We start from the raw sequence: 22,123 nt of genomic DNA on the forward strand, positions 1-22,123 counted from the left end.
GCTCAGTAGCCAGGCGCAATTAAATTAAGATTAAGAATAATTTTGGGCGTGGAGGGGGTTTAACCCCCTCCACGCCCCTTTACAAATTAATTATGACTACCTACTTATATAACTTCCGAAGTGCTTCTCTATGCACCGATTTTTGCTGCCTAAAACACCTATAGCAGTGGCTCCTACTGGTAAGATCGAAGGCTCTACCCGGACACGCTGATTACCGCAGATCCCTCGCAATTGTGGCTTTTGCAAGGAGGATTGATTTTATGGGTATCGGCGTTTACTCGTGCGGTCCGCTCTACAAATGACGGTTCAACCTCAGGGAGAGCATCTATGCCAAGTGAAAAGACAGGGCTAAAACCGAAACATATTGTTCTCACGTCCCATCCTGCTCGATTTGGTCCAAAACCGCTTCCAATTCACTGGGGAGAAACGGATCCGCTCAAGCGCGGACCTATCATTGGTACGCTAACCACTGCCGCCCATCGCAATGTGATTGGTACTCACTCTGGTTCTTATGGGGTTTATCGGGCGCTGGCGATCGCTAGTGGTCAGCTTCAAACAGACCACCGGGCTGATCTAACCAACACATCTCCCGCTGAATCAATTGGCCCCCATCCCTCCTGGTTTGACCCCAACAAAATTGTTTCTCTTGATCCATTTGGGGCAATAGTTGGCGAAATTTATGCTTCCCTGTACGAGGAGGGCTACGACATTCGCCCCACGATCGCCATTACCAAAGCCCATATCAACATGCCAGAGCTTCAGGAAGCTGTTGTCAAAGGACGAATTCGGATTGATGGCAAAATTCTGAAGGCTGGTGGCGATTTGGTTGTAACGAAGGCGGCGATCGAACCCGTCTGGTACCTACCAGGCATCGCCCGACGACTGAACGTGGCTGAGTCTGAATTGCGCCGTGCTCTGTTTGAACAAACTGGCGGCATGTTTCCTGAACTGATAACCCGTCCAGATTTTCATGTTTTTTTACCGCCCATTGGTGGCATGACTGTTTACATCGTGGGAGATATTGCGGCCATCACTGACCCCAATCGACCCCTGGCAGTACGCGTTCATGATGAGTGCAATGGCTCCGATGTGTTTGGCTCTGATATTTGCACCTGCCGTCCCTACCTGGTGCACGGAGTTGAAGCCTGTGTGCAAACTGCCCAACAAGAGGAGGGAGCAGGAGTAATCGTTTACCTGCGCAAGGAGGGACGTGCCCTGGGTGAAGTGACCAAATTTCTGGTTTACAACGCCCGCAAACGACAGGAAGGGGGCGATCGCGCTGATGCTTATTTTACCCGCACCGAGTGTGTAGCAGGGGTGCAGGACATGCGCTTTCAAGAGCTGATGCCCGACGTACTCCACTGGCTTGGCATCACTCAGATTGATCGCTTCATCTCCATGAGCAACATGAAATACAACGCCATTACCCAGGCTGGCATCAAAATTGTTGAACGGGTTCCAATCCCGGAAGATTTGATTCCAGCAGATGCCAAAGTCGAGATCGAAGCCAAAAAGGCGGCTGGCTATTACACGAACGGCGAAGTGCCCGATGAAGTCACCCTGGCGCAAATCAAGGGAAGGAGTTTGGCAGAGTAGAGGGGGGATGGGGGGATGAGGGGATAGGAGGATGAGGTATTTCCCTCCTCCCTCCCTCCCCCCTTCACCCTATCCCCTCCCTCTCACTTCTCACCTCTCCTGACTCCTGGCCCCTCCTTCCCCCTTCTTCAACTGTGAAATTGGATCCGACCGATAGAGAAGCGATCGCCTATCTGCGTTCCCCCCAGGCTATTCGGGAGCGTTGTGAACAGTTATTTGAGCTGGCTTGTGCTGATCGGTTACGCTATTTTCGCTCCAATCTGAGTCAGCTTACGGCAACCGCAGATTATGTCATTCAGGTTATTCGTGAAAACTATCCCAATCTGGATATTCCATTTCACAGTCGCTGGCGACACTTTGAGGTAGGGGATGTACCGCGACTGGCTCAACTGGAAGAAAAGCTCGCTGACTTAACTCCGCTTGAAAAAGCCTGGGCGAAGTTTGACCTGGCAATTATTAGTGTTCTACTTGATGCAGGGGCAGGCTCCCAGTGGCAGTATCAGGAACCGGAAACGGGAAAAGTGTTCCGACGGTCGGAGGGCCTGGCGGTTGCTAGTTTTCACCTATTTTGTCAGGGATTATTTTCCAATGACCCCGCTAACCCCTTACAGGTGGATGCGATCGCCCTTCAAAAACTGTCAACAGACCAACTGGCCCAGGGCTTCCAGGCCAGTCAAACCAATCCCCTGGTTGCAATGCAGGGAAGGGCAGAACTTCTACAACGGTTAGGACAAACCCTCCAACTTCATCCCAAGTACTTCGGTCTTCAAAATCCCCGCCCCGGCTACCTGGTCAACTATTTGCTAGATCAAACTGTTCAGGGGCAATTAACAGCCAGCACTGTTTTGCAAGCCGTTCTGGAGGGACTGGGCAATATCTGGTCTGGACGCATAACCCTTGCAGGAGTCAACCTGGGGGATGTTTGGCCTCATCCAGCCCTATCCCCCCAAACCACTTCCCCCCACTCCCCACTCCCCACTCCCTACCCCACCCTCATCCCTTTCCATAAACTATCTCAGTGGCTAACCTACTCCTTGCTAGAGCCGTTGCAAGAGATAGGAGTAGAAATCATTGAGCTAGATGCTCTCACGGGACTACCAGAATATCGAAACGGTGGCTTATGTCTGGATCTGGGCTTATTACAGGTCAAAGACCCTACGATCCTTCAAAAAGCTCATTTGCCAGGTTCTGAAGCGATCGTGGAGTGGCGGGCTTTAACCGTCACCCTGTTGGACAAAATTGCTGAAACCATTCGGCAACAACTTAACCTGACGGCTACTCAACTTCCCCTCGTAAAAATCCTTCAAGGTGGCACCTGGACCGCAGGACGCAAAATCGCAGCAGAACGGCGACCTGGGGGTATCCCACCCATTCAAATTGAAAGCGATGGAACCGTTTTTTAGAGCAATAGGGGGTGAAACCCCTGCCTTGGGGCGCAGCCCCCACTCCCCCCTTTACAATTAATGATGACTACCTACTTATACTTCTGGCTTCTGGCTCCTGGCTTCGCTTCTAGAATTCTTTAGCACCACAGGTGTTGCCAGTAAAACTCATTCTCTAGCAACGGACTGCATCACGGCTGGAATAGCATTGGTGAAGGCAATGGCTTAAGCCTGTTTCAAAATGAAAAGAGTTTTTTGGATAGCGGGATTGGCATTTTTTGTTGTTGCAGCGTTTGTTGTAACTGTCAAGTTAGCCCGTTCGGTGAGGGTAGAAGCCGAAATTTCAAAAGCTGAGAAACTGGAGCAATTGATTTCTTTGATTCAGCAGAAAAAGATTAGAAGAGTTGTCGCTGACCAATCCTGTGAAAACATCCAGTATTCAAGAGGCTCTTTTGTTTTGCGATCGGATATGGGTTATTGCACTTCAACTGGGGTTGGCTTTCCTAAATATGTGGAAGCAGATGGGGTGGCAATGAAGGATTTTGAACCGATTAAACGATGGATGGAAGAGGGGGAAGTGCAGCAGGTTTTCGCCTCTTTCAAAAAGAACGGTGAGCTTGAAACGGCAAACTTTGAGGGGAAACCAGACCAGAGCCGACGGGAATGCTGGTTGACTCCTTGCTCAAAGCTCTACGTTTACAAGCCAAACTATAAGAGTTTTCCAATCCGCCCTCAAGAAGCTCAACCCTTATTCGACTATCAGAGGATCAACAAAGATTGGTACATTGAGTGGCATCTCTCAGATTAAGCCTGCCGTTTTATGCGTCCTCAACCTATCCCTCCCCAGCCTGGGCAAGAATCTGTCTGGGACTATCCCCGCCCACCCCGTCTGGAAGACACTAGTAAACATATTCAGGTGGTTTTCAATGGAGTGACGATCGCCGATACCCGTCGTGCCAAACGGGTATTGGAAACCAGCCACCCCCCGGTCTATTACATCCCGCCTGAAGATATCAGGCAAGAACACTTAATCAAAAGCCCCCGCACTACATTCTGTGAGTGGAAAGGGCAGGGTACCTACTATCACCTGGTTGTGGGCGATCGCCAAGCTAATGACGTTGCCTGGTACTACCCGGACCCCACTCCTGCCTTCACTGCAATCAAAAACTACGTTGCTTTCTATCCCGCACCAATGGATGCCTGCTATGTGGATGGAGAAAAAGTCGAACCGCAACCAGGCAATTTCTACGGTGGTTGGATCACCAGCGATATTGTAGGGCCATTCAAAGGAGCGCCAGGAAGTTGGGGATGGTAATTGTCTTTGGCAGCATCAACATGGACCTGGTAACCCGGACGCCGCGACTGCCTGAAGCAGGGGAGACGCTATTGGGTTCTCATTTTTTCACTACACCGGGAGGGAAGGGGGCAAATCAGGCCGTTGCCCTGTCCAAATTAGGGATTCCAACTCAGATGGTGGGGCGGGTGGGGGATGATGCCTTTGGCCAGGAACTGTTGGAGGAACTGAGGGTGGCGGGGGTGCAGATTGACTCTGTGCTGGTAGATGAGGAAGCCCATTCAGGGGTTGCCATCATTACTGTGGCGGATGGGGGCAAGAACCAGATTGTTGGGGTCCTGGGTGCCAACGGTCGAATGAACAGTGAAGATGTGGATCGCCTGGTGGAAATACTGCCTGAGGCGGATGCCCTACTGCTTCAGCTAGAAGTGCCGATCGCAGTCGTCCGGGCAGCAGCGAGGGTTGCCCATGAAGCCGGGGTACGGGTGATTCTTGACCCGGCACCCGTACCGACAACTCCGATTACTGATTTGTATCCATTGGTGGACATTCTGGTGCCGAATGAGGTGGAAGCCAGTCAACTGGCGGGACTTCCGGTCAACAGTCCGGAAACGGCTGCGATCGCCGCCCAGCATTTGCGCCAGCAGGGAGCGAACACAGTCATTATCAAGCTCGGTGCCCAGGGAGTGTTTTGCGCAACGGCGGACGAAATCTTCTTTACCCCTGCGTTTTCGGTTGATGCCGTAGATACGGTTGCTGCTGGCGATGCATTTGCGGGAGGACTGGTGGCGGCCCTGGTTGAGGGTTTGCCTCTGCGGCAAGCTGTGGTATGGGGAGCGGCGGCTGGGGCACTGGCAGTGACGCAAGCAGGCGCGCAGGCAGCTATGAGCGATCGCTCCACGTTTGATGCCTTCTTGATCGAGAGAGGGGTAAGGAATGAGAAGTGAGGGGGAGAAAGGGTGATTTTTTGTCAGGGTTTCGAAAAAGGGGAACCCGTGATTGTAGACTTCTAAAACTTTCATTGGAGAGTTTTGAATTTGCTCCTGTCAGTTTATTTATGAATAAGTGCTACTACTCCCCTCTGAAATCTACCCCATTGACTCTATTAACACTTGCCTTCCCGATTGCAATTTGAAGGCTGCCAACGTTGATCGTTTCCCGCCGATCGCCGCCTGGAGGTCCTTTACCGTAGGAGCCTTTACTGGAAATCCATCCTTCAAATTCCCAGTCAATCCCGGAATAGTTGGCGAGGTCGGTGGTGATGGTTTCGCCAAAACAGAAGGGAGTTTGGGTAGTAGCACGGCAGCAGTATTCCCATTCGGCTTCACTGGGAAGTCGGTAGGTTTGTCCGCTGTGAGCAGAGAGGCGATCGCAAAACTCAACAGCATCCAACCAGGACACCTGCTCCACAGGTCGATGTCTACCCTCAAAGCAGGAGGGTTTGGGCATGAGCGATCTGTTGATTTTGGGCAGGGTCGCGATCGCACTCTATTGGGCTTGAGTGATGGGGTACTTGCCTATATGGGGTACTTGCCTATCCAGAGAGGGGGCGATCGCCACTTCATGCTGAGGTGTTTGAGTTGGATGCCAGCCATCCTCTGTTTCCGGCGCACCCATCAGAAACGTGCCACCCGGAATGGTAATCAATTCCAGCTCAATGCCTTCTCCCAAATCTACTATGGAACATTGAGTGGAGGAGCGCTGACTTTCCTGCGGTTATCCGTAGGCATCCACAATCAATGTGTGAAACTCAAACTCACGAAAATTTGACATAAAGATTCTATAGCGTTCACAAATAGTTTGTGAACAAGGGGGGGCTTCGCCCCCCACGACGGGGTGCTGGGGTTCCACCCCGTTCAAATTTCAAGAAGGATCGCCATAACAACTTCTATCACCTGCTACCTGTTACCCCTAAGCTTTAACTAATCCTTGCCTTGGATTTCAACATTTCCACATTGGCAGAGGCGAGTTCGCCGTGGCTAAGCGTCCAGCACTGGTCGGCAATATCGACTAAGTCATTGACATCGTGGGAAACAACCAGTAGGCTCCAGTGGGTTTTCAGCTTCGCTAGCAGGTTCACTAACTGTCGTCGCATCGACCAGTCCAACCCGGCAGTCGGTTCATCCAGCAACAGCAAATGGGGCTGGCGAATAAGCTGCACAGCAAAGGCAAGTCGGCGTTGCTGCCCTCCGCTAAGTGAATTGGGCGACGTGCTCAAAGGCAGTTGAGAAAGACCCACTTCGTTCAGGGCTTCCTGGATGCGATCGCTCGTCAATTCCGGATGCCCTAACCGCAACTCTTCCAGGATGGTTCCCCCACAAAAATGCCGTTCTGGGAACTGAAACACCAGACCGCTCAGTTGTTGAAGATGAAGGGAAGTCAATTCCTGCTCACGCCAGCAAACTTCACCCGCCGTTTTTTCTGTTAACCCCGCCAAAATTTCCAGTAGAGTTGTCTTTCCTGACCCACTGGGACCAATTACCAACCCCATCTGTTGCGGTGCAATTTCCAAATTCACGGCTTTCAAAATCGGCTGGTGGCAGGCTGGTGGGTGGTAAGTCAGGTTACGGATGTAAAGCATTCTTGAGGTGTCAGGGCGTAAGGGGGTAGGAGACAGGATCTGGGAGGGAAAAGTGCCAGAAGCTAAGGAGGAGAAGGATGAAGGGTAAATTCAAGAGGTGATGATGAGCAATGCTGGTTGCTATCAGCACTTACGTATTTTGCCAAAACCTCGGAGGTCTAAGCGCCGATGTGGGGCATAAGGTGCAGTTTTTAAGTTACAACCTCCGAGTTTGCGTAAGTTAAAAAAACTGAGGGTGTTCTAGAAACAGGGCTCTGAATCCTCGAAACCCTGATTCCCTCAACCCCCTTTCCAGGACTGCCACAAAAAAATTAACAAATTCAAAAGATTTCGCACACCCTTACCTTTCATTTTCATCATCTGGAACTTACCTTGTCCGGCCACGTCTACTCAATTGTCCTCTAAACCTCCATTGGCTTTGTGAGACCCAAACTGTCTGCTCATAACCTGGGCAGGCAGTTTTCTTCAAAAAGTATGGAGGTTAAGACTACTTTACCCAATCATCACTCTCCCCCCTCCCTGGCTCCTTTTATCTTCTTCTTTCTTTCTGATCAGGGGATGCCAATTTAAATTGACGCCATTTACTATGAATAGTTGGACTTGATTGACCAGGATAGAGATTATGACGGATTGGTTCACCGCGTCTAAGTGGGTTCGCTTTAAGCGAGTTCGCCCTCGCGCTGCCCTTAAACCGGTATTGAGCGTTACCAGTGCAACGCTAATTTCTCTCAGCCTTTGGGTATATCCATCTCTGGCTAAAGATCCTTTTCGGACTGGTGCTGCTCGATCAATTGGCGATCGCACCGAAGCGGCTTTCAAAGCTTTTTTTGAGGAGGGTAACTATCCCGCCGCGGCCAAATATCTTCAGCAGGCAGATCCCAGTGAACCAATGACTCCCGCAATGAAGGCTTCTCTGGTCTATATTGACTGGCAGGGCGAGAAAGATCCTCAGAAAAAAGCTGCTCTGCTGGAAGAATTTCATACCTATGCAGGTCAAACCCGTACTGCTGCCCAGGCGCTGTTGGGGAAAGACCCCCTCCGAGGCAACCTCTATCTGGCAGTCGGTCATTTCCTTGAAGCGGGTTATGTTGTTCTCAAAGAGGGAACGGTAAGGGGAACTCCCCAAGGTTTGAGCGAGGTACAGCAGGCGTTTAAATATCTGGATGCAGCAGAAGCACAGGCTCCTAATGACCCTGAACTTAACCTGGTGAAAGGATACATTGAGCTGATGATGGCGTTGAATCTGCCTTTTTCTAGCCCTTCTCAGGCGATCGAGCGTTTAAACAAGTATGCCGGTCCCCGCTATCTGGCCGATCGCGGAATTGCCCTGGGCTACCGTGACTTAAACCAGCCCGCTAAGGCACTGGAAGCGATCGACCGTGCGATCCAGGCTACACCCAACAACCCTGAACTCTACTATCTCAAGGCTCAAATTTTGGTAAAGCAGGGCAATAACCGGGACAGCATTGCCCTATTTCAAAAAGCGTTAGACAAGAAGAGCCAGTTACCTCCAGCCCTGGTGAGGCAAATCCAACGGGAACACGATCGCACCCAGAGACGCTTGCAGAATGTTGGCAAGTAACCGGAGTTGCGAACTAACCTCAAACTGTTACAGCATTCGCAAGTAGTTTGTGAACGAGGTGCAGGGGTTTCCCCTTGTACCCTTTTCAAATTTCAAGAAGGATCGCTATGAAGAGCCGTTGACAATCAACGATAGGCTATAAGTGTGTTAGTCATCTTCTCGCTATTTACTTCACCCGTTATGCAGGTTCAATTTCGCGAATTTGATCCATTTGACCTCTGGATCTGGATTGAGTTCAGCACGGTTCCCTCTGAGATGGAAAAACAGTACATCGAAGAGGTCTTCAACTCTTGGTTCTTCCTGGGAAAGTTGGGAGGGTTCAATGCTGAGAATCTGCAAGTGCAGGAGATGGGTGTTGATATCAGCTACATGGAGTATAACGAAGACACGGCAGATAGTAGCCTGCTGGCACTGATGCACAACATGGGCGAGGTTGAGTACCTGGGCAACTGGGGGCGGTGCTGGTTTGATCTGGGAACCAGTGATGGTATTGCGATCGACGTATTGATCAACGCTCTCCGCCAATTTAGTCAGGATTATGTCACTCTAAACCAGGTCATTATCGGTGGTGAAAATGAAGATTGGACGGTTCGCGATCGCGATCGCCGCTCCAGCTTCGTTGCCGAAAACGAATACAACTAAAGAGCGAGTACAACTCCATTAAAAAGTTTGAAGATAATTGTGTCTCATGCCTGATCTGTGGTCGGGCAATGAATAATAACGCAGCAATGGCAGAAGTCTCAGGAATGGGGAGCAGGGAGTGGGTGGAGGGGGGAATTAGGTGGATGAGTTGTGAGTTTTCATCTCTCTCCTCACCCCTTCACTCCCCTATCCCCTACTCCCTATCCCTTTACTTCCCTGGAATCTGAAATGTTGTGTTCGCTCTTGACAGTTTGTCCTAAGCTGTGTGTCACAATGTAAACGGTTTTCCCAATCGCGTGAAGAACTTTAAACGTAGGCATAAGTAGGCATAAGCCATGGAAGCAATTTACGAATACGCCTGGCTGATTCCAGTCCTGCCACTGGCGGGAGCCATGATTCTTGGTCTAGGACTCATTTCTTTTGGCAAGGCAACCAGTCAACTCAGGAGCCCCAGTTCAATTTTCATTGTGTCCCTCTGTGGAGCGGCGATGGTTTTATCTTTCGCCCTTTTCTGGAGTCAGTACCAGGGACATAAGCCTTACACCCGGATGATTGAATGGGCATCGGCGGGTGACTTCCACCTGAGTATGGGGTATACCATCGATCACCTCACCGCCCTCATGCTCGTAATTGTGACCACCGTCGCCTTTCTCGTCATGATCTACACCGACGGATACATGGCACATGACCCCGGCTATGTTCGCTTCTACGCTTATTTGAGTCTGTTTAGCTCCTCTATGCTGGGCCTGGTTGTTAGCCCCAATCTGGTGCAGGTCTACGTCTTTTGGGAACTGGTAGGGATGTGCTCCTACCTGCTGATTGGGTTCTGGTATGACCGGAAAGCGGCAGCCGATGCCTGCCAAAAAGCTTTTGTGACTAACCGAGTTGGCGACTTTGGCTTGCTCCTAGGCATGTTGGGGCTTTACTGGGCGACCCGCAGTTTTGAATTTGACGTGATTGGCGATCGCCTCCAGCAATTAGTCGAATCGGGTGTTTTGAGTGGGGCGATGGCAGCCCTGTTTGCCGTACTGGTCTTTCTTGGCCCGGTTGCAAAGTCAGCCCAGGTTCCCCTGCACGTATGGCTACCCGATGCCATGGAAGGCCCAACCCCCATTTCAGCACTGATTCACGCAGCAACGATGGTGGCTGCCGGGGTATTTCTCATTGCTCGGATGTTTCCAGTCTTTGAAGATATTCCAACGGCTATGAGCGTCATTGCCTGGACAGGCACCGTGACTGCCTTTATTGGCGCAACCATCGCAATTACCCAGAATGACATTAAAAAGGGACTCGCCTACTCCACCATGTCCCAACTTGGCTACATGGTTATGGGAATGGGCGTGGGTGGCTACACCGCCGGAATGTTTCACCTGATGACCCATGCCTACTTCAAAGCCATGTTGTTTCTTTGCTCTGGATCTGTAATCCATGGCATGGAGGGGGTAGTAGGTCATGACCCAGCCTATGCCCAAGATATGCGCATGATGGGCGGATTACGTAAATTTATGCCAATTACCGCCATCACCTTTTTGATCGGAACCCTGGCCATTAGTGGAATTCCACCCTTTGCCGGATTTTGGTCCAAGGATGAGATTATTGGTCTGGCCTATGAGGCGAATCCGATGATGTGGTTGGTTGCCTGGATTACCGCAGGGATCACCGCCTTTTACATGTTTCGTATGTACTTCTCCACCTTTGAAGGAAGGTTTCGCGGCACTGATACATCTGTTCGTCAGCAGATCAAGCTGGAGCAACTTCAGGAAATGGGACTTTCAATGGGCCCCGGTGCCATGAATCCCAAGGAACTGACGATGGAAACAGAGCCCGATCGCGCTAAAGGAGAGCACGACACCCATGGGCACCATCACAGCACCACTCCCCACGAGTCTCCTATTTCAATGACGCTGCCGCTGATGCTTCTGGCCGTGCCTTCGATCCTGGTTGGTTTGGTTGGGACTCCTTTCGCTAACTACTTCGAGGCGTTTATTCATCCTCCCAGTGAGGTGTTTGACATGACCGAAGCAGCCGCTCACTTTGATTGGAGTGAGTTTCTGTTGATGGCGGGTAGTTCGGTGGGCATTTCCCTGATCGGTATCACGCTGGCCGTGATGATGTATCTGCGCAAAACGATTGACCCGGCGGCGATCGCTGCCCGGATTCCATCCCTTTACCAACTCTCTAAGAACAAGTGGTACTTCGACGACATCTATTACAACGTATTTGTACTAGGGAGCCGTCGCCTTGCAAGGCAAGTACTGGAAGTGGATTACAAAGTTGTCGATGGCGTTGTCAACCTGGCAGGTTTAGTCACTCTCCTGACTGGTGAAGTGCTCAAATACTTTGAGAATGGTCGCGCTCAGTTTTACGCCCTGATTGTGTTTGCTGCCGTACTGGGATTGGTAATTTTCTCTGGAATTACTTAAGAAGTTATGAGTGGTTGCATGGTCAGTAGATGAATACCGATACAATTCTGCGGGGTGCTAAATGCAATCACTCCAATTCCTTTCTGGGAACAGAACACCTGGTAGTAACCAGACTCACTAATTCTAGGTTTATTGACCAAATACTCCCTCCCGCAAAAAAGGAACTGGCAGAATTCCCATTTTCTATCACCCGTATCTGCTCTAACAGCTAACACCTAACAACCCATCGCTGAAATGCTGACTGCTGATTTTCCCTGGCTAACTACGAGCATTCTGTTTCCAATCGCAGCCTCTCTGCTGATTCCCTTCTTGCCAGATAAGGATGGCAAAACTGTTCGCTGGTATGCTCTTGTCATCGGGCTAATTGACTTTGTAATTCTGGTCTATGCCTTTTACACCGGCTACGACACCTCTAATCCGAACCTGCAATTGGTCGAAAGCTACAACTGGATTCCTCAGTTAGACCTGAAATGGTCAGTCGGCGCAGATGGGCTCTCCATGCCCCTCATCTTGCTAACTGGGTTCATCACGACCCTGGCAATTCTGGCAGCCTGGCCGGTTACCCTCAAGCCTCGCCTGTTCTACTTCCTGATGCTGGCTATGTACGGCGGGCAGATCGCCGTATTTGCAGTTCAGGATATGCTGCTGTTCTTCCTGGTGTGGGAACTAGAGCTAATCCCGGTTTACCTGTTGCTGGCAATTTGGGGTGGCAAAAAGCGCATGTATGCCGCAACCAAATTCATCCTTTATACCGCCGGAAGTTCTCTGTTTATCTTGGTAGCGGGACTGGCAATGGCATTCTACGGGGATACCGTTTCCTTTGATATGCAAACGCTGGCGCTTAAGGACTACACCATTAACTTCCAGCTATGGATGTACGCTGCCTTCCTGGTCGCCTATGCGGTCAAGCTGCCCATCATTCCCCTCCACACCTGGTTGCCCGATGCTCACGGTGAGGCAACTGCCCCAGTGCACATGTTGCTGGCAGGCATTCTCCTCAAGATGGGGGGCTACGCTCTGGTAAGGATGAATGCCGGAATGCTGCCCGATGCCCATGCCATCTTTGCCCCAGCACTGGTGATTTTGGGAATTGTAAACATTATTTATGCGGCCTTAACCTCCTTCGCCCAGCGGAACCTGAAGCGGAAGATTGCTTACTCTTCCATCTCTCACATGGGCTTTGTAACAATTGGGATCGCTTCCTTTACTGATTTGGGACTGAGTGGTGCCCTGCTACAAATGGTCTCCCACGGGTTAATTGGAGCCAGTCTCTTCTTCCTCGTTGGCGCAACCTACGATCGCACCCACACCCTCATGCTGGATGAAATGGGTGGTGTTGGACAAAAGATGAAGAAGATCTTTGCCATGTGGACGGCCTGTTCCCTGGCATCCCTAGCCTTACCCGGAATGAGTGGGTTTGTCGCAGAGTTAATGGTCTTTGTAGGTTTTGCCCAGAGTGATGCCTACAACCCTACTTTCAAGGTGATTGTGATTTTGCTGGCAGCGGTCGGAGTCATCCTTACCCCAATCTACCTGCTCTCAAACCTGCGAGAGATCTTTTACGGTCCCGAAAATAAGGAACTGACTTCCCACGAAGTGCTGGTTGATGCGGAACCCCGTGAAATTTTCATCATTGGTTCATTGCTTGTCCCAATTATCGGCATTGGACTTTACCCCAAAATCCTGACCCAGGTTTATGATGCAAAATCGGTTGAGCTAACTGAGCGGCTACGTGAAAGCCTGCCAGCGGTTTCTAAACAAGCAGCGACCCAATCTACTACTTTGGGAGCTTTTAATGGCGAATTGCTAAAAGCCCCAGCTATTGAGTAGGTGTATTGATACAGCGATAGTCACTAGGCTTAGGACAGGGTGCAGGGGTTCCACCCAAGGCTAAGGGTGCAGCCCCAATTCCCTCTCTAATCCCAATGTCCTAACGCACCTGCGTAGAGCTATAACGCATCGATCAAGTGGGAATACCGTCTTGTGTCATTACCAAGCAGGGAGGAGCTAGAACCAGAAAGGGATAGGAGTGGATGAATGGGAGGGTGGGGGAGTAAGGCGTGATGGAGCAGATGGGTGGATTGGGTGAATGGGTAGATGAGTTTTGAGTAACAACTATTCAAACAGCCTCAGTTGGGTCGGAAGCGGCTCCAGTTGGTTCCAGGGTAGAGGTGGTACGGGGATTGCCCGTTCCTCTAGTAGATGCTGGAAATGACGGGCATTGGTGGGCGATCGCGCCTCTACAGGACAATGAACAAAGAAGTAAATCCGCGTCCCCTGCCGTAGCCATTCATCAATACAGGCGATCCATGTCTCCATAAATGGTTGATTCATCTCCAGATGGGGGTGACTGATATAGCGGATCAGGCTGAATGGAGCAGTGACGCTAAGCTGCAAGGGTAATCGAGGCTTGCGTCGTTCGGAATGGAGTTGCGGATCATCCGGCACCTCATAAATTGGGCGTGTGTCTAACAAAACTCGCCCAATGCTCAGTTCTTCTAACAAGTCCGTTAGTCGGCAACAATGGGGTTCCTGAAACCAATCAGGGTGGCGAACTTCTAGCGCAAATTCAGCCTGATTTCGTGGTAACGCCGTTAGAAAGGCTTCCAGATCCCCCAGAAGGGAAGGCCTATAGCTGGGCGGAAGCTGAGCAAACAATGGACCCAGGCGATCGCCCAATCCTCTCATTTGGTTCAAAAAATGGAGGGTTTCTGAGAGATGAGGCTCTAAAAGACCTTGATGGGTAAAAGCCTTGGGCAGCTTTAGACAGAACTGAAATTTGGTGGGTGTCTCCTTTGCCCAGCGGGCAATCGTTTTTGCATCGGGGATGGAATAGAAGGTTGTGTTCCCTTCTACGGTGGTGAAGCGTTGACTATAGAGCCGCAAAAAACCTCCCGGATGGCTTTCTGGTGGAAAAAGATCTCCCACCCAACCCTTATAAGCCCAAATAGCACAGCCAAGACGAAAATTCATTGAGCAATGCCTCCCTTCTCCCTGAAGAGCCTTGATAGAAGCGGAATTCTGACTGCTCAGAACTTCCTTCTTTCATAATTAGTTGTAAATGTACGGAAGTTCTCTCATGATTGCAGTAACAATGAAATAGCAGGTTTTGATCTGCGGGACTCTACCATCACGGATCTGATAGTTGTTTTCAGGTCAGGATAGCGATGAAACTGTTGCAACAGCGTCAGGCCTGGGAATCTTATTAGCTGGGGGTGTATCGTGCAAAAACGGTGAAATCCGTAATTCAAGGGACATTTATACATGCTTCAAGCCGAAGGAGAGGAACTTCAGCAACTCTTCAAGGGATTTCCCGCATGAACGACACTCTTATTTGCTGTCCCTACCTGGATAATGAGATTAGGGTAGCAGTATTCCCTGTAGTCGAAATCGATAGCGAGTGGTGCTAATGAGCTACTGCCTCAATTCGGGCTGTCCCAATCCTCAAAATTCGCTTCAGACAGACGTGTGTCAGGCTTGTGGTGCCAAGTTGCTATTGCGCGATCGCTATCGAGTGATCCAAACACTTGGTCAGGGTGGGTTTGGTGCCACCTTCCTTGCTATTGATGAATCCCTGCCTGGTCATCCCAACTGCGTCATCAAGCAACTTCGCCCCAGTGCAACGGCTCCCCACGTTCTGGACATGGCACGGGAGCTCTTTAAGCGGGAAGCCGAAACCCTCGGAAGAATTGGCAACCATCCCCAGCTACCACGTCTGCTGGATTACTTTGAAGCGAACCAGGAGTTTTATCTGGTTCAGGAATATGTCAGTGGTTCTACTCTACAGCAAATTGTCAAAAGAGATGGTCCACTAACGGAGCACGGCGTTAAACAGTTTTTGAGCGAAATTCTGCCAGTCCTGGAGTATATTCACACCAATCGCGTGATCCATCGGGATATCAAGCCAGCCAACATCATTCGGCGCGACCAGGACCTCAAACTAGTGCTGATTGACTTTGGTGCCGTCAAGTACCAGCAGCAATCCCAGACGAGTAATTCTGAACAAACCGCTTTCACCTCCTACGCGATCGGCACTCCAGGTTTTGCGCCCCCTGAGCAGATGGCCATGCGCCCGGTTCCTGCCAGCGATATCTACGCTCTGGGTGTTACCTGCATTTATCTACTCACGGGCAAGTCTCCCAAAGACTTGGACTACGACCCCACCACGGGTGAACTGCTTTGGCAGAAATATGTCCACATTAGTGATCATTTCGCTAAAGTCCTGGAAAACATGCTGGAGGTTTCGGTCAAGCAACGCTACCAGACAGCCGAAAGAATTTTCAGAGAGTTGGACTTGGAGCCATACCTGGAAAGTCTGGAAAAGGGAATGGCAAAGCAAAATACAGGCTCCAAGCGTAAATCGGGTGGTTATCGCGATCCAGACTCAACGGGTGGGACACCTTCTTCACCCGCTGCCCGCGCTGCAATGGCAATCCGGGCACGACAAAAACTGGACTCCACTGGTTTTCAAACGGGTTCAATTCGGGGTTCCGGTTTAGACTCCAGACCCTCCAATAGTTCTCCTTTGAGAAATCGGGATAATTCCACCGGGCGGGGTCGAGAATTTGCAGGGGAGAAAAGCAAAATTCCGATTCGGTTGGATGCTGATAGCGTGCAAACTTACTACGGGAAGGGCGTGCGGGATTTTGCCTCCCACGATCTCAACTCGCTTTCTCTCCAACGGGCCAATCTCTCCGGAGCGAATTTTCACCAGGCAAACCTGAGCAAAATCAACCTCCAGGGGGCGGTTCTGTCCAATACGGATTTTGGGCGAGCGAATCTCAACCGGGCCAATCTACGGGATGCCAACCTGGTTAAGGCTTATATGAGCAATGCCGACCTGGAAGGGGCTGACCTGCGCGGAGCCGATCTTTCCTCTGCCTATCTGCTGAATGCAAATCTTCGCGGGGCAAACCTCTGTGGAGCTAATCTTACCGGAGCCAAGCTAACTGAAGAGCAACTGGCAATGGCTCGCACGAACTGGATGACAGTCCGCCCTAGTGGTAAACGGGGCATCTGGTAGGTGAGGCGCTGCTTTTTACTTCAAGATTGGCGACATCGCTGGTAGCGATTGTGTTCGACAGCAATTAAGTTGCCTTGCACTCTATACTTTATAGCGATAGTCACCAGACTAAGGACAGAGTGCAGGGAGGGAACCCGTGGCTGGAGGCGAAGCCCTCACTTTCTCTCATTCGAATGTCCTAATGCAACCGCATAAAACTATAGCGCTCAAGAGATTTGGATGAATCAGACTGTGCCCACCCCAGACGGGTCGGTTGCTCATAAATACGTTTGAGCGTATTGATATCCCGATTGGAGATGGGCGGAGAGTTGCGAACCTGGGAAAAAATAAAGGGCGTCGGTCTGGAGTGGGCTGTGTCCCCAGATGCCAAGAGCGTGCCCCAACTCATGGCGGGCAGCAGCTAGAAGATAGGAAGATGCCTGATCGGGACGCAGGCGGATGGTAAAGCGATGAGCGAGGACAGGCGGCTCTTCAGAAGAGGTGGTTTTGGTATAAATCTCGAAGCGGGTTTCAGCGGAACGGGCGCGGCCGATCGCAAGTCTGGGGCGATCTGGCTGGCTATCGGAGGGGTTGGTTTCTGGGGGGGGGAATTGGAGGGGTGGGGGCGAGCGCAACACTGTAATATCTGCCTTTTCAGCCTGCTGGGTGATTTCTAAAGGAAGGTAAGAGTTCCATTCCTGCACAGCTTGAGAGACAGCTTTGATCCAGGTTTCGGCCCGTTGAGTGGTGAAGGGATACTTTGCTTCGTCCGAAGTGAGGGGGTTCGATGAAAACGGTGACTGGAAACTTTGACCAGATGAGGTAGCCAACATCTACCGGTTTGATCTGGTCAAAGTAGTCCCCTGCGTTTTGCCTATCCTGCCATTTTTCCAGACTGGGTGGGAGAGGATGGGCTTGCAGGGGAGGTAGGTTGGAACGAGCAGGTACAGTGGAAAGGGCGATCGCTAAACTGATTCCTGCAATTGCCAGGAGCGATCGCATGAACCAGTGGTTTAGGCAAAGTGGCATATCATGATTCCAAAAATTGCCCTATTTCTTGCTTACTTGGGCAGCCAGTTGGCACTCAGGATCACGGTCATTCCCATGAAAATGACGGTCAAAATCCAGGTGATGCGATTCAAAGTGGTTTCTGCACTTTTGGTGCTGGTAAATAGTTGTGCCTGTCCTCCCAAACTCCCCAAACCATCCCCCTTGGGGCTATGGAGCAACACTAAAGTGATGAGCCCTAGGGCAGATAGCGCCCAAATTGTTTCAACGATGTAAGTCAGTGTCATCGGATAACCTTTAACAGAAGAGAAATACGAAAAAAGAAACTGGCGATGATAATTCAGCCGATAGCTCATTGACTAGTCTAAAGTTCAAGGTTTGACGGTGTCTACTCGAAGCGGTTGCTGATGTCGCCTTGATCGCTCTAGAGCTTATAGCTGTTGCCAGGTTGCTTAGGACACCGAATTTAAAGAGGGGTAGGGGCGAAACTCTAGGGGTAGAACCCCTGCACCCCGTCCTGAGCCTGGTGGCTATTGCTATACCTTAACGAGCAACCTTGATGGGAGTCCGGTTAGGGCGAATCTCCATATCAGCAGAAAGAATCATGGATCGCCCAGTCATTTCAGGAGGTTGAGGCAATTTCAGGATATCCAGAATAGTGGGGGCAATGTCTGCCAGGCGCCCATCAGAGCGGAGGGGAACTTCAGTGCCATGACCGGGGATCTTGAGCCCTTCGCCTTCAACCAGAATAAAGGGGACAGGATTTGTGGTATGAGCGGTCCAGGGGTTGCCCTGGCTATCCCACATCAGTTCAGCGTTGCCGTGGTCGGCGATGATGATGGTGGTTCCCCCGACCTGAATGATGCTCTCTAGCAAACGCCCCAGACACCGATCCACCGTTTCTAATGCCTGGATGGTGGGTTCCATTTTACCTGTGTGCCCCACCATGTCAGGGTTGGCGTAGTTGATGACAACCAGTGAGTAAATGCGCTTTTCAATCGCTGCGATCGCCACATCTGTGACCTTTTCGGCGGACATGGATGGTTCGCGATCGTAGGTAGCGACTGAGGGACTGGGAACCAACTCCCGATCTTCTCCTTCAAAGGGTTCTTCGATCCCACCGTTGAAGAAATAGGTGACATGTGCGTACTTTTCGGTTTCAGCGGTACGGAACTGACGCAAACCGTGCTGAGCAATGACCTGACCCAGGATATTATTAAGATTTTGAGGCTCAAAGGCGACCAGCACTGGAAAATTAGGATCGTATTGCGTAAAAGTGGCAAAGCTCAGAGGCCAAATTCGCTCCCGTTCAAATCCTTGAAAGTTAGGATCAACAAATGCCTGGGTTAACTGGCGAGCCCGGTCTGGACGGAAGTTGAAGAAAATGACTCCATCTCCCGCTTGAACAGCTCCAGGGGCAATTCGAGTGGGAATGACAAACTCATCGGTCGTTCCCCCCTCGTAGAATGCTTGCAAAACTTCAATGGCTGTACGTCCATCTCCTGCCCCATCTTGAGTCATCAGGTCGTAGGCTTGCTTGACCCGATCCCAGCGGCGATCTCGGTCCATACTGTAATAGCGACCACTGAGGGTGACGATTCTACCGATCCCGATCGCATCCATGTGAGCCTGGATCTGTTGAACTGAATTGATCCCTGATGTGGGGGGCGTATCTCGACCATCCGTGATGACATGAACACAAACATCTGAAAGTAACTGGTGTTTTGCCATGTCAAGCAACCCTAACAAGTGCTCCACATGGGAATGGACTCCTCCATCGGAGCAAAGCCCAACCAGATGTAACTTTCCCCCACTCCGCTTCACTTCCTGGCAAACTTTGACGAGAGCGCTATTGCTGAGTAGAGTGCCGTCTTCCACAGCGTCTGAAATTCTAACCAGTTCCTGGGGAACTACCCGACCCGCTCCAATATTAAGGTGTCCCACTTCAGAGTTGCCCATTTGCCCCTCAGGGAGCCCAACTGCTTTGCCTGAGGTTCGAATCAGTGTGTGAGGATACGCTGCCCAGAGGCTATCCATGACTGGAGTGTTTGCGGCTGCGACAGCGTTGCCATCGGTTTCCTCGCGGTAACCCCACCCATCCAGAATGACCAGTACTACTGGAGATACAGGCGCTTGCGCCATACTCAAATTCGCCCTTTCATTTAGTTAGAATAATTCTCCGCAAATCATACCATTGCTGCCATCATCCTCAAATTAGCAAAGATACCTGGATAGGGACTGGCTAGCAGTAGATTCACCGAATTGCCATGTAGACTCAAAACCTTGCGATGAACTGATTCACTTTTCAAGTAGGCCTTTTGCTGTCAATAGGCGAGACATTGAAATCTTTAAGCAAGAAATGATTGGACTTGTTCAAGGGTTCAGGCCCTATGGTTGAAAGTCAGGATTGTCTGTGGAAGTTTTACAAAATCATTGCTGATATAAAGGGTTATCTGGGCAGGCGCACTTTTACCGTTACCAATGCTACAGGATCGCTATCCTTTCGCAGCTTTGCGTGATTTCTCTTTTTCCTTTTGCCTGGCTCGTTTGGCGGCAGCTTTTGCGGCTTTTTCAGCCTCTATCAGGGCTAGCCGTTCTTTTTCTTTTTCCTCTGCTACTTTTTGAAGGTAGTAGTGGTAATCGCCCCGGTACAGCCGCAGTTCGCCATCTCGAATTTCGACAATTTTGTTGGCAATTTTGGAAATGAAGTAGCGATCGTGGGAAACAATGATGACTGTTCCATCATAATGCTGGAGAGCTTCTTCCAGCATCTCCTTGGCAGGAATATCCAGATGGTTGGTTGGTTCATCAAGGATGAGCAGGTTAGCGGGGCGCTGCAGCATTTTTGCCAGAGCCAACCGTGCTTTTTCGCCACCACTAAGGGCCTCGACTTTTTTGAAAACGACATCGCCGCTAAATAAAAATTGCCCCAACAGGGTGCGAACTTCTTCATTGGTCCAGTCGGGTACTTCGTCATGGATGGTCTCCATCACGGTTTTTTGCAAATCCAGCGCTTCTGCCTGGTTCTGCTCAAAATAGCTGGGAATGACGTTATGTTCGCCGAGCTTGATCGTGCCATCGGTCGGCTTTTCCATGCCCATGATCAAACGCAGCAGGGTGGATTTGCCGGAACCATTGGGGCCCAGGAAAGAGACGCGATCGCCCCGCTCGATCAACAAATCTGCTCCTAAAAACAGGATTTTGTCATCGTAGGCATGGGTTAAATCCTGAACGATCACGACTTCCCGCCCACTGCGGGGAGAAGGGGGGAAGCGAAAGCGCAAGGTTTTGAGGGTACTGTCGGGGGCTTCGATCCGCTCAATTTTCTCTAGCTGTTTCTCCCGGCTTTTGGCCTGGGTGCTGCGGGTGGCACTGGCGCGGAAGCGATCAATAAATGCCTGCTGTTTTTCTAGTTCTTTTTGTTGCCGTTCGTAGGCACTGAGTTGGGATTCTTGCTGTTCGGCTTTTTGTTGCAGGTAGGCTGAGTAGTTACCCAGGTAGGTGGTGGAAATGCCCCGTTCGGTCTCAACGATCTGGGTGCAGAGGCGATCTAGAAATTCGCGATCGTGGGAAACGATGACCATGGGTGTGGTCAGGTTCTTGAGGTAGGTTTCCAGCCATTCAATCGTCTCCAGATCGAGATGGTTGGTGGGCTCGTCCAGCAGCAAAAGATCGGGTTCTTGCAGCAGAATTTTGCCCAGGCTCATGCGCATTTGCCAGCCACCACTAAAGTCGCTGACGGAGCGATCGCCATCTTCAAGAGCAAACCCCATTTCGGGCAGGATCTTTTCAATCCGGGCTTCCAGCGCGTATCCATCCATAGCCTCAAACTGCCGCTGAAGCCGATCCATCTGCTGCAGGAGGGCGTCTAGCTGTTCAGGATTGGCTGTCTCCATTTCCCGGTGGACAATCGCCAGAGCTTCGTGAACTGCATTGGCCTGCTTAAAGGCTCGCCAAAATTCTTCCCGCACTGTGCGGTTCGGGTCCACCTCAAATTCCTGGGTCAGGTAAGCAATATGGAGACTGGCGGGGCGAATGACTTCCCCGGAGGTCGGTTCAATTTCGCCGGAAATAATTTTTAGCTGAGTAGACTTGCCCGCCCCGTTAACTCCTACTAAGCCAATGCGATCGCCCGGCTTCACTTCCCAGTTAATGTCTTTAAGGACTTCGCCAGTCGGGTAGATTTTGCTGATATGTTCAAGGCGAAGCATAGAAGGTCCAGGTTCGCTGCTACAGATCTGGGAGGTTCTCCTGGTTCATTGATGAAAGAGCCACTTAGGTAGGGAGCCATAGTTAATTGTAGAGGGGGAAGTGGGGGCTGTGCCCCCAGGCAAGGGGTTTCACCCCCTCCACCTCCGAAATTATCCTTAATTTAATTGCGCCTAGCTACTTATCACCAAACTCTCAGGAGAGCTATCTGGGATGACTGTAACAAAAGTTATGACAATTGGCGAGGGGATGGCAAGAAGGTGATGTAAGTGGGCGGAAGTGCCGGATGCTGACTCACCCATTTTGATGAGGTTGAGCTTTAAAGCGGTTGTTATAAAAGTAGAGATGAGCACTAAAAGTAGAGATGAGCACTTCAAAAATCCGGTTTTTCTGATTCTTTTGAG

19 protein-coding genes are annotated in these 22,123 nt (G+C 50.8%); 11 read left to right on the plus strand and 8 right to left on the minus strand.

Translation table 11 applies throughout. The features are described 5' to 3' along the window. Window positions 1-327 precede the first annotated feature (327 nt). The 5 genes from P4D80_RS22095 (at window position 328) to rbsK (ending at window position 5,219) form a co-directional block, all read left to right on the plus strand. Window positions 328-1,596 carry a GTP cyclohydrolase II gene (locus P4D80_RS22095; protein WP_421656206.1) on the plus strand — a complete coding sequence of 423 codons (1,269 nt, stop codon included), beginning with the start codon at window positions 328-330 and terminating at the stop codon, window positions 1,594-1,596. Between the two features lie 134 nt (window positions 1,597-1,730). Continuing rightward, the gene (locus P4D80_RS22100) at window positions 1,731-2,999 is read left to right on the plus strand and encodes a URC4/urg3 family protein (RefSeq protein ID WP_421656207.1); all 1,269 of its coding nucleotides are present in this window, start codon (window positions 1,731-1,733) and stop codon (window positions 2,997-2,999) included. A 247-nt stretch (window positions 3,000-3,246) separates the two neighbouring features. Further along, a complete protein-coding gene (locus P4D80_RS22105; RefSeq protein ID WP_421656208.1) occupies window positions 3,247-3,786 on the plus strand; it encodes a hypothetical protein in 540 nt (179 codons plus the stop codon). Between the two features lie 12 nt (window positions 3,787-3,798). Continuing rightward, on the plus strand, window positions 3,799-4,293 hold the full coding sequence (locus P4D80_RS22110) for a DUF427 domain-containing protein (protein ID WP_421656209.1): 495 nt from the start codon (window positions 3,799-3,801) through the stop codon (window positions 4,291-4,293). Further along, complete coding sequence (gene rbsK, locus P4D80_RS22115) at window positions 4,287-5,219, plus strand: ribokinase (RefSeq protein WP_421656210.1); 933 nt, start codon at window positions 4,287-4,289, stop codon at window positions 5,217-5,219. The genes P4D80_RS22110 and rbsK overlap by 7 nt, the downstream gene beginning before the upstream one ends. A gap of 124 nt (window positions 5,220-5,343) precedes the next feature. On the opposite strand, the gene P4D80_RS22120 is transcribed toward rbsK, so the two are convergent. After that, window positions 5,344-5,682: a formylglycine-generating enzyme family protein gene (locus P4D80_RS22120; protein WP_421656211.1), complete on the minus strand. Its 339-nt coding sequence runs from the start codon at window positions 5,680-5,682 to the stop codon at window positions 5,344-5,346. A gap of 6 nt (window positions 5,683-5,688) precedes the next feature. On the opposite strand from P4D80_RS22120, the gene P4D80_RS22125 reads away from it, so the two are divergent. Then, a complete protein-coding gene (locus tag P4D80_RS22125) occupies window positions 5,689-6,042 on the plus strand; it encodes a hypothetical protein (RefSeq protein WP_421656212.1) in 354 nt (117 codons plus the stop codon). 148 nt (window positions 6,043-6,190) lie between these two features. On the opposite strand, the gene P4D80_RS22130 is transcribed toward P4D80_RS22125, so the two are convergent. Beyond that, window positions 6,191-6,853 (minus strand): ABC transporter ATP-binding protein, encoded by a 663-nt coding sequence (locus tag P4D80_RS22130; protein WP_421656213.1) that lies wholly within the window; start codon window positions 6,851-6,853, stop codon window positions 6,191-6,193. Between the two features lie 622 nt (window positions 6,854-7,475). Between P4D80_RS22130 and P4D80_RS22135 the strand changes: the two genes are divergently transcribed. From P4D80_RS22135 to ndhD1, 4 genes are all read left to right on the plus strand, one after another. Beyond that, window positions 7,476-8,435: a Sll0314/Alr1548 family TPR repeat-containing protein gene (locus P4D80_RS22135; RefSeq protein ID WP_421656214.1), complete on the plus strand. Its 960-nt coding sequence runs from the start codon at window positions 7,476-7,478 to the stop codon at window positions 8,433-8,435. Window positions 8,436-8,615: 180 nt separating this feature from the next. Next, window positions 8,616-9,077 carry a DUF3531 family protein gene (locus P4D80_RS22140; RefSeq protein WP_421656216.1) on the plus strand — a complete coding sequence of 154 codons (462 nt, stop codon included), beginning with the start codon at window positions 8,616-8,618 and terminating at the stop codon, window positions 9,075-9,077. A gap of 335 nt (window positions 9,078-9,412) precedes the next feature. Then, complete coding sequence (locus P4D80_RS22145; protein WP_421656217.1) at window positions 9,413-11,500, plus strand: NAD(P)H-quinone oxidoreductase subunit 5; 2,088 nt, start codon at window positions 9,413-9,415, stop codon at window positions 11,498-11,500. A 234-nt stretch (window positions 11,501-11,734) separates the two neighbouring features. Next, window positions 11,735-13,330: a photosynthetic/respiratory NAD(P)H-quinone oxidoreductase subunit D1 gene (ndhD1, locus tag P4D80_RS22150; protein ID WP_421656218.1), complete on the plus strand. Its 1,596-nt coding sequence runs from the start codon at window positions 11,735-11,737 to the stop codon at window positions 13,328-13,330. A 285-nt stretch (window positions 13,331-13,615) separates the two neighbouring features. Here the strand turns inward: ndhD1 and P4D80_RS22155 are convergent, their stop codons facing one another. After that, on the minus strand, window positions 13,616-14,473 hold the full coding sequence (locus P4D80_RS22155; RefSeq protein ID WP_421656219.1) for a DUF72 domain-containing protein: 858 nt from the start codon (window positions 14,471-14,473) through the stop codon (window positions 13,616-13,618). 436 nt (window positions 14,474-14,909) lie between these two features. Here P4D80_RS22155 and P4D80_RS22160 point away from each other — a divergent pair, with 436 nt between their 5' ends. Next, window positions 14,910-16,523, plus strand: a complete 1,614-nt coding sequence (locus tag P4D80_RS22160) for a protein kinase domain-containing protein (protein ID WP_421656220.1) — start codon at window positions 14,910-14,912, stop codon at window positions 16,521-16,523. A 257-nt stretch (window positions 16,524-16,780) separates the two neighbouring features. Here the strand turns inward: P4D80_RS22160 and P4D80_RS22165 are convergent, their stop codons facing one another. The 5 genes from P4D80_RS22165 to P4D80_RS22185 form a co-directional block, all read right to left on the minus strand. Further along, window positions 16,781-17,206: a hypothetical protein gene (locus P4D80_RS22165; protein WP_421656221.1), complete on the minus strand. Its 426-nt coding sequence runs from the start codon at window positions 17,204-17,206 to the stop codon at window positions 16,781-16,783. Beyond that, window positions 17,157-17,531, minus strand: coding sequence for a hypothetical protein (locus P4D80_RS22170; RefSeq protein ID WP_421656222.1), 375 nt, complete (start codon window positions 17,529-17,531; stop codon window positions 17,157-17,159). Before P4D80_RS22170 ends, P4D80_RS22165 begins: the two co-directional genes overlap by 50 nt. 32 nt (window positions 17,532-17,563) lie before the next feature. Beyond that, complete coding sequence (gene secG, locus P4D80_RS22175; protein ID WP_421656223.1) at window positions 17,564-17,797, minus strand: preprotein translocase subunit SecG; 234 nt, start codon at window positions 17,795-17,797, stop codon at window positions 17,564-17,566. A gap of 256 nt (window positions 17,798-18,053) precedes the next feature. After that, complete coding sequence (gene gpmI / locus P4D80_RS22180; RefSeq protein ID WP_421656224.1) at window positions 18,054-19,652, minus strand: 2,3-bisphosphoglycerate-independent phosphoglycerate mutase; 1,599 nt, start codon at window positions 19,650-19,652, stop codon at window positions 18,054-18,056. A gap of 353 nt (window positions 19,653-20,005) precedes the next feature. After that, window positions 20,006-21,721: an ABC-F family ATP-binding cassette domain-containing protein gene (locus P4D80_RS22185; protein WP_421656225.1), complete on the minus strand. Its 1,716-nt coding sequence runs from the start codon at window positions 21,719-21,721 to the stop codon at window positions 20,006-20,008. Between the last annotated feature and the right edge of the window lie 402 nt (window positions 21,722-22,123).

The organism is Leptothermofonsia sp. ETS-13 (genome assembly GCF_049200465.1).
In the GTDB taxonomy this organism is placed as follows: Bacteria; Cyanobacteriota; Cyanobacteriia; order Leptolyngbyales; family Leptolyngbyaceae; genus Leptothermofonsia.

Coding starts and splice junctions, on each gene's coding strand:
- P4D80_RS22095 (WP_421656206.1), top strand. CDS start 328: ATGCCAAGTGAAAAGACAGGGCTAAAACCGAAACATATTGTTCTCACG.
- P4D80_RS22110 (WP_421656209.1), top strand. CDS start 3,799: ATGCGTCCTCAACCTATCCCTCCCCAGCCTGGGCAAGAATCTGTCTGG.
- rbsK (WP_421656210.1), top strand. CDS start 4,287: ATGGTAATTGTCTTTGGCAGCATCAACATGGACCTGGTAACCCGGACG.
- P4D80_RS22125 (WP_421656212.1), top strand. CDS start 5,689: ATGTCTACCCTCAAAGCAGGAGGGTTTGGGCATGAGCGATCTGTTGAT.
- P4D80_RS22130 (WP_421656213.1), bottom strand. CDS start 6,853: ATGCTTTACATCCGTAACCTGACTTACCACCCACCAGCCTGCCACCAG.
- P4D80_RS22135 (WP_421656214.1), top strand. CDS start 7,476: ATGACGGATTGGTTCACCGCGTCTAAGTGGGTTCGCTTTAAGCGAGTT.
- P4D80_RS22140 (WP_421656216.1), top strand. CDS start 8,616: ATGCAGGTTCAATTTCGCGAATTTGATCCATTTGACCTCTGGATCTGG.
- P4D80_RS22145 (WP_421656217.1), top strand. CDS start 9,413: ATGGAAGCAATTTACGAATACGCCTGGCTGATTCCAGTCCTGCCACTG.
- ndhD1 (WP_421656218.1), top strand. CDS start 11,735: ATGCTGACTGCTGATTTTCCCTGGCTAACTACGAGCATTCTGTTTCCA.
- P4D80_RS22155 (WP_421656219.1), bottom strand. CDS start 14,473: ATGAATTTTCGTCTTGGCTGTGCTATTTGGGCTTATAAGGGTTGGGTG.
- P4D80_RS22160 (WP_421656220.1), top strand. CDS start 14,910: ATGAGCTACTGCCTCAATTCGGGCTGTCCCAATCCTCAAAATTCGCTT.
- P4D80_RS22170 (WP_421656222.1), bottom strand. CDS start 17,531: ATGCCACTTTGCCTAAACCACTGGTTCATGCGATCGCTCCTGGCAATT.
- secG (WP_421656223.1), bottom strand. CDS start 17,797: ATGACACTGACTTACATCGTTGAAACAATTTGGGCGCTATCTGCCCTA.
- gpmI (WP_421656224.1), bottom strand. CDS start 19,652: ATGGCGCAAGCGCCTGTATCTCCAGTAGTACTGGTCATTCTGGATGGG.
- P4D80_RS22185 (WP_421656225.1), bottom strand. CDS start 21,721: ATGCTTCGCCTTGAACATATCAGCAAAATCTACCCGACTGGCGAAGTC.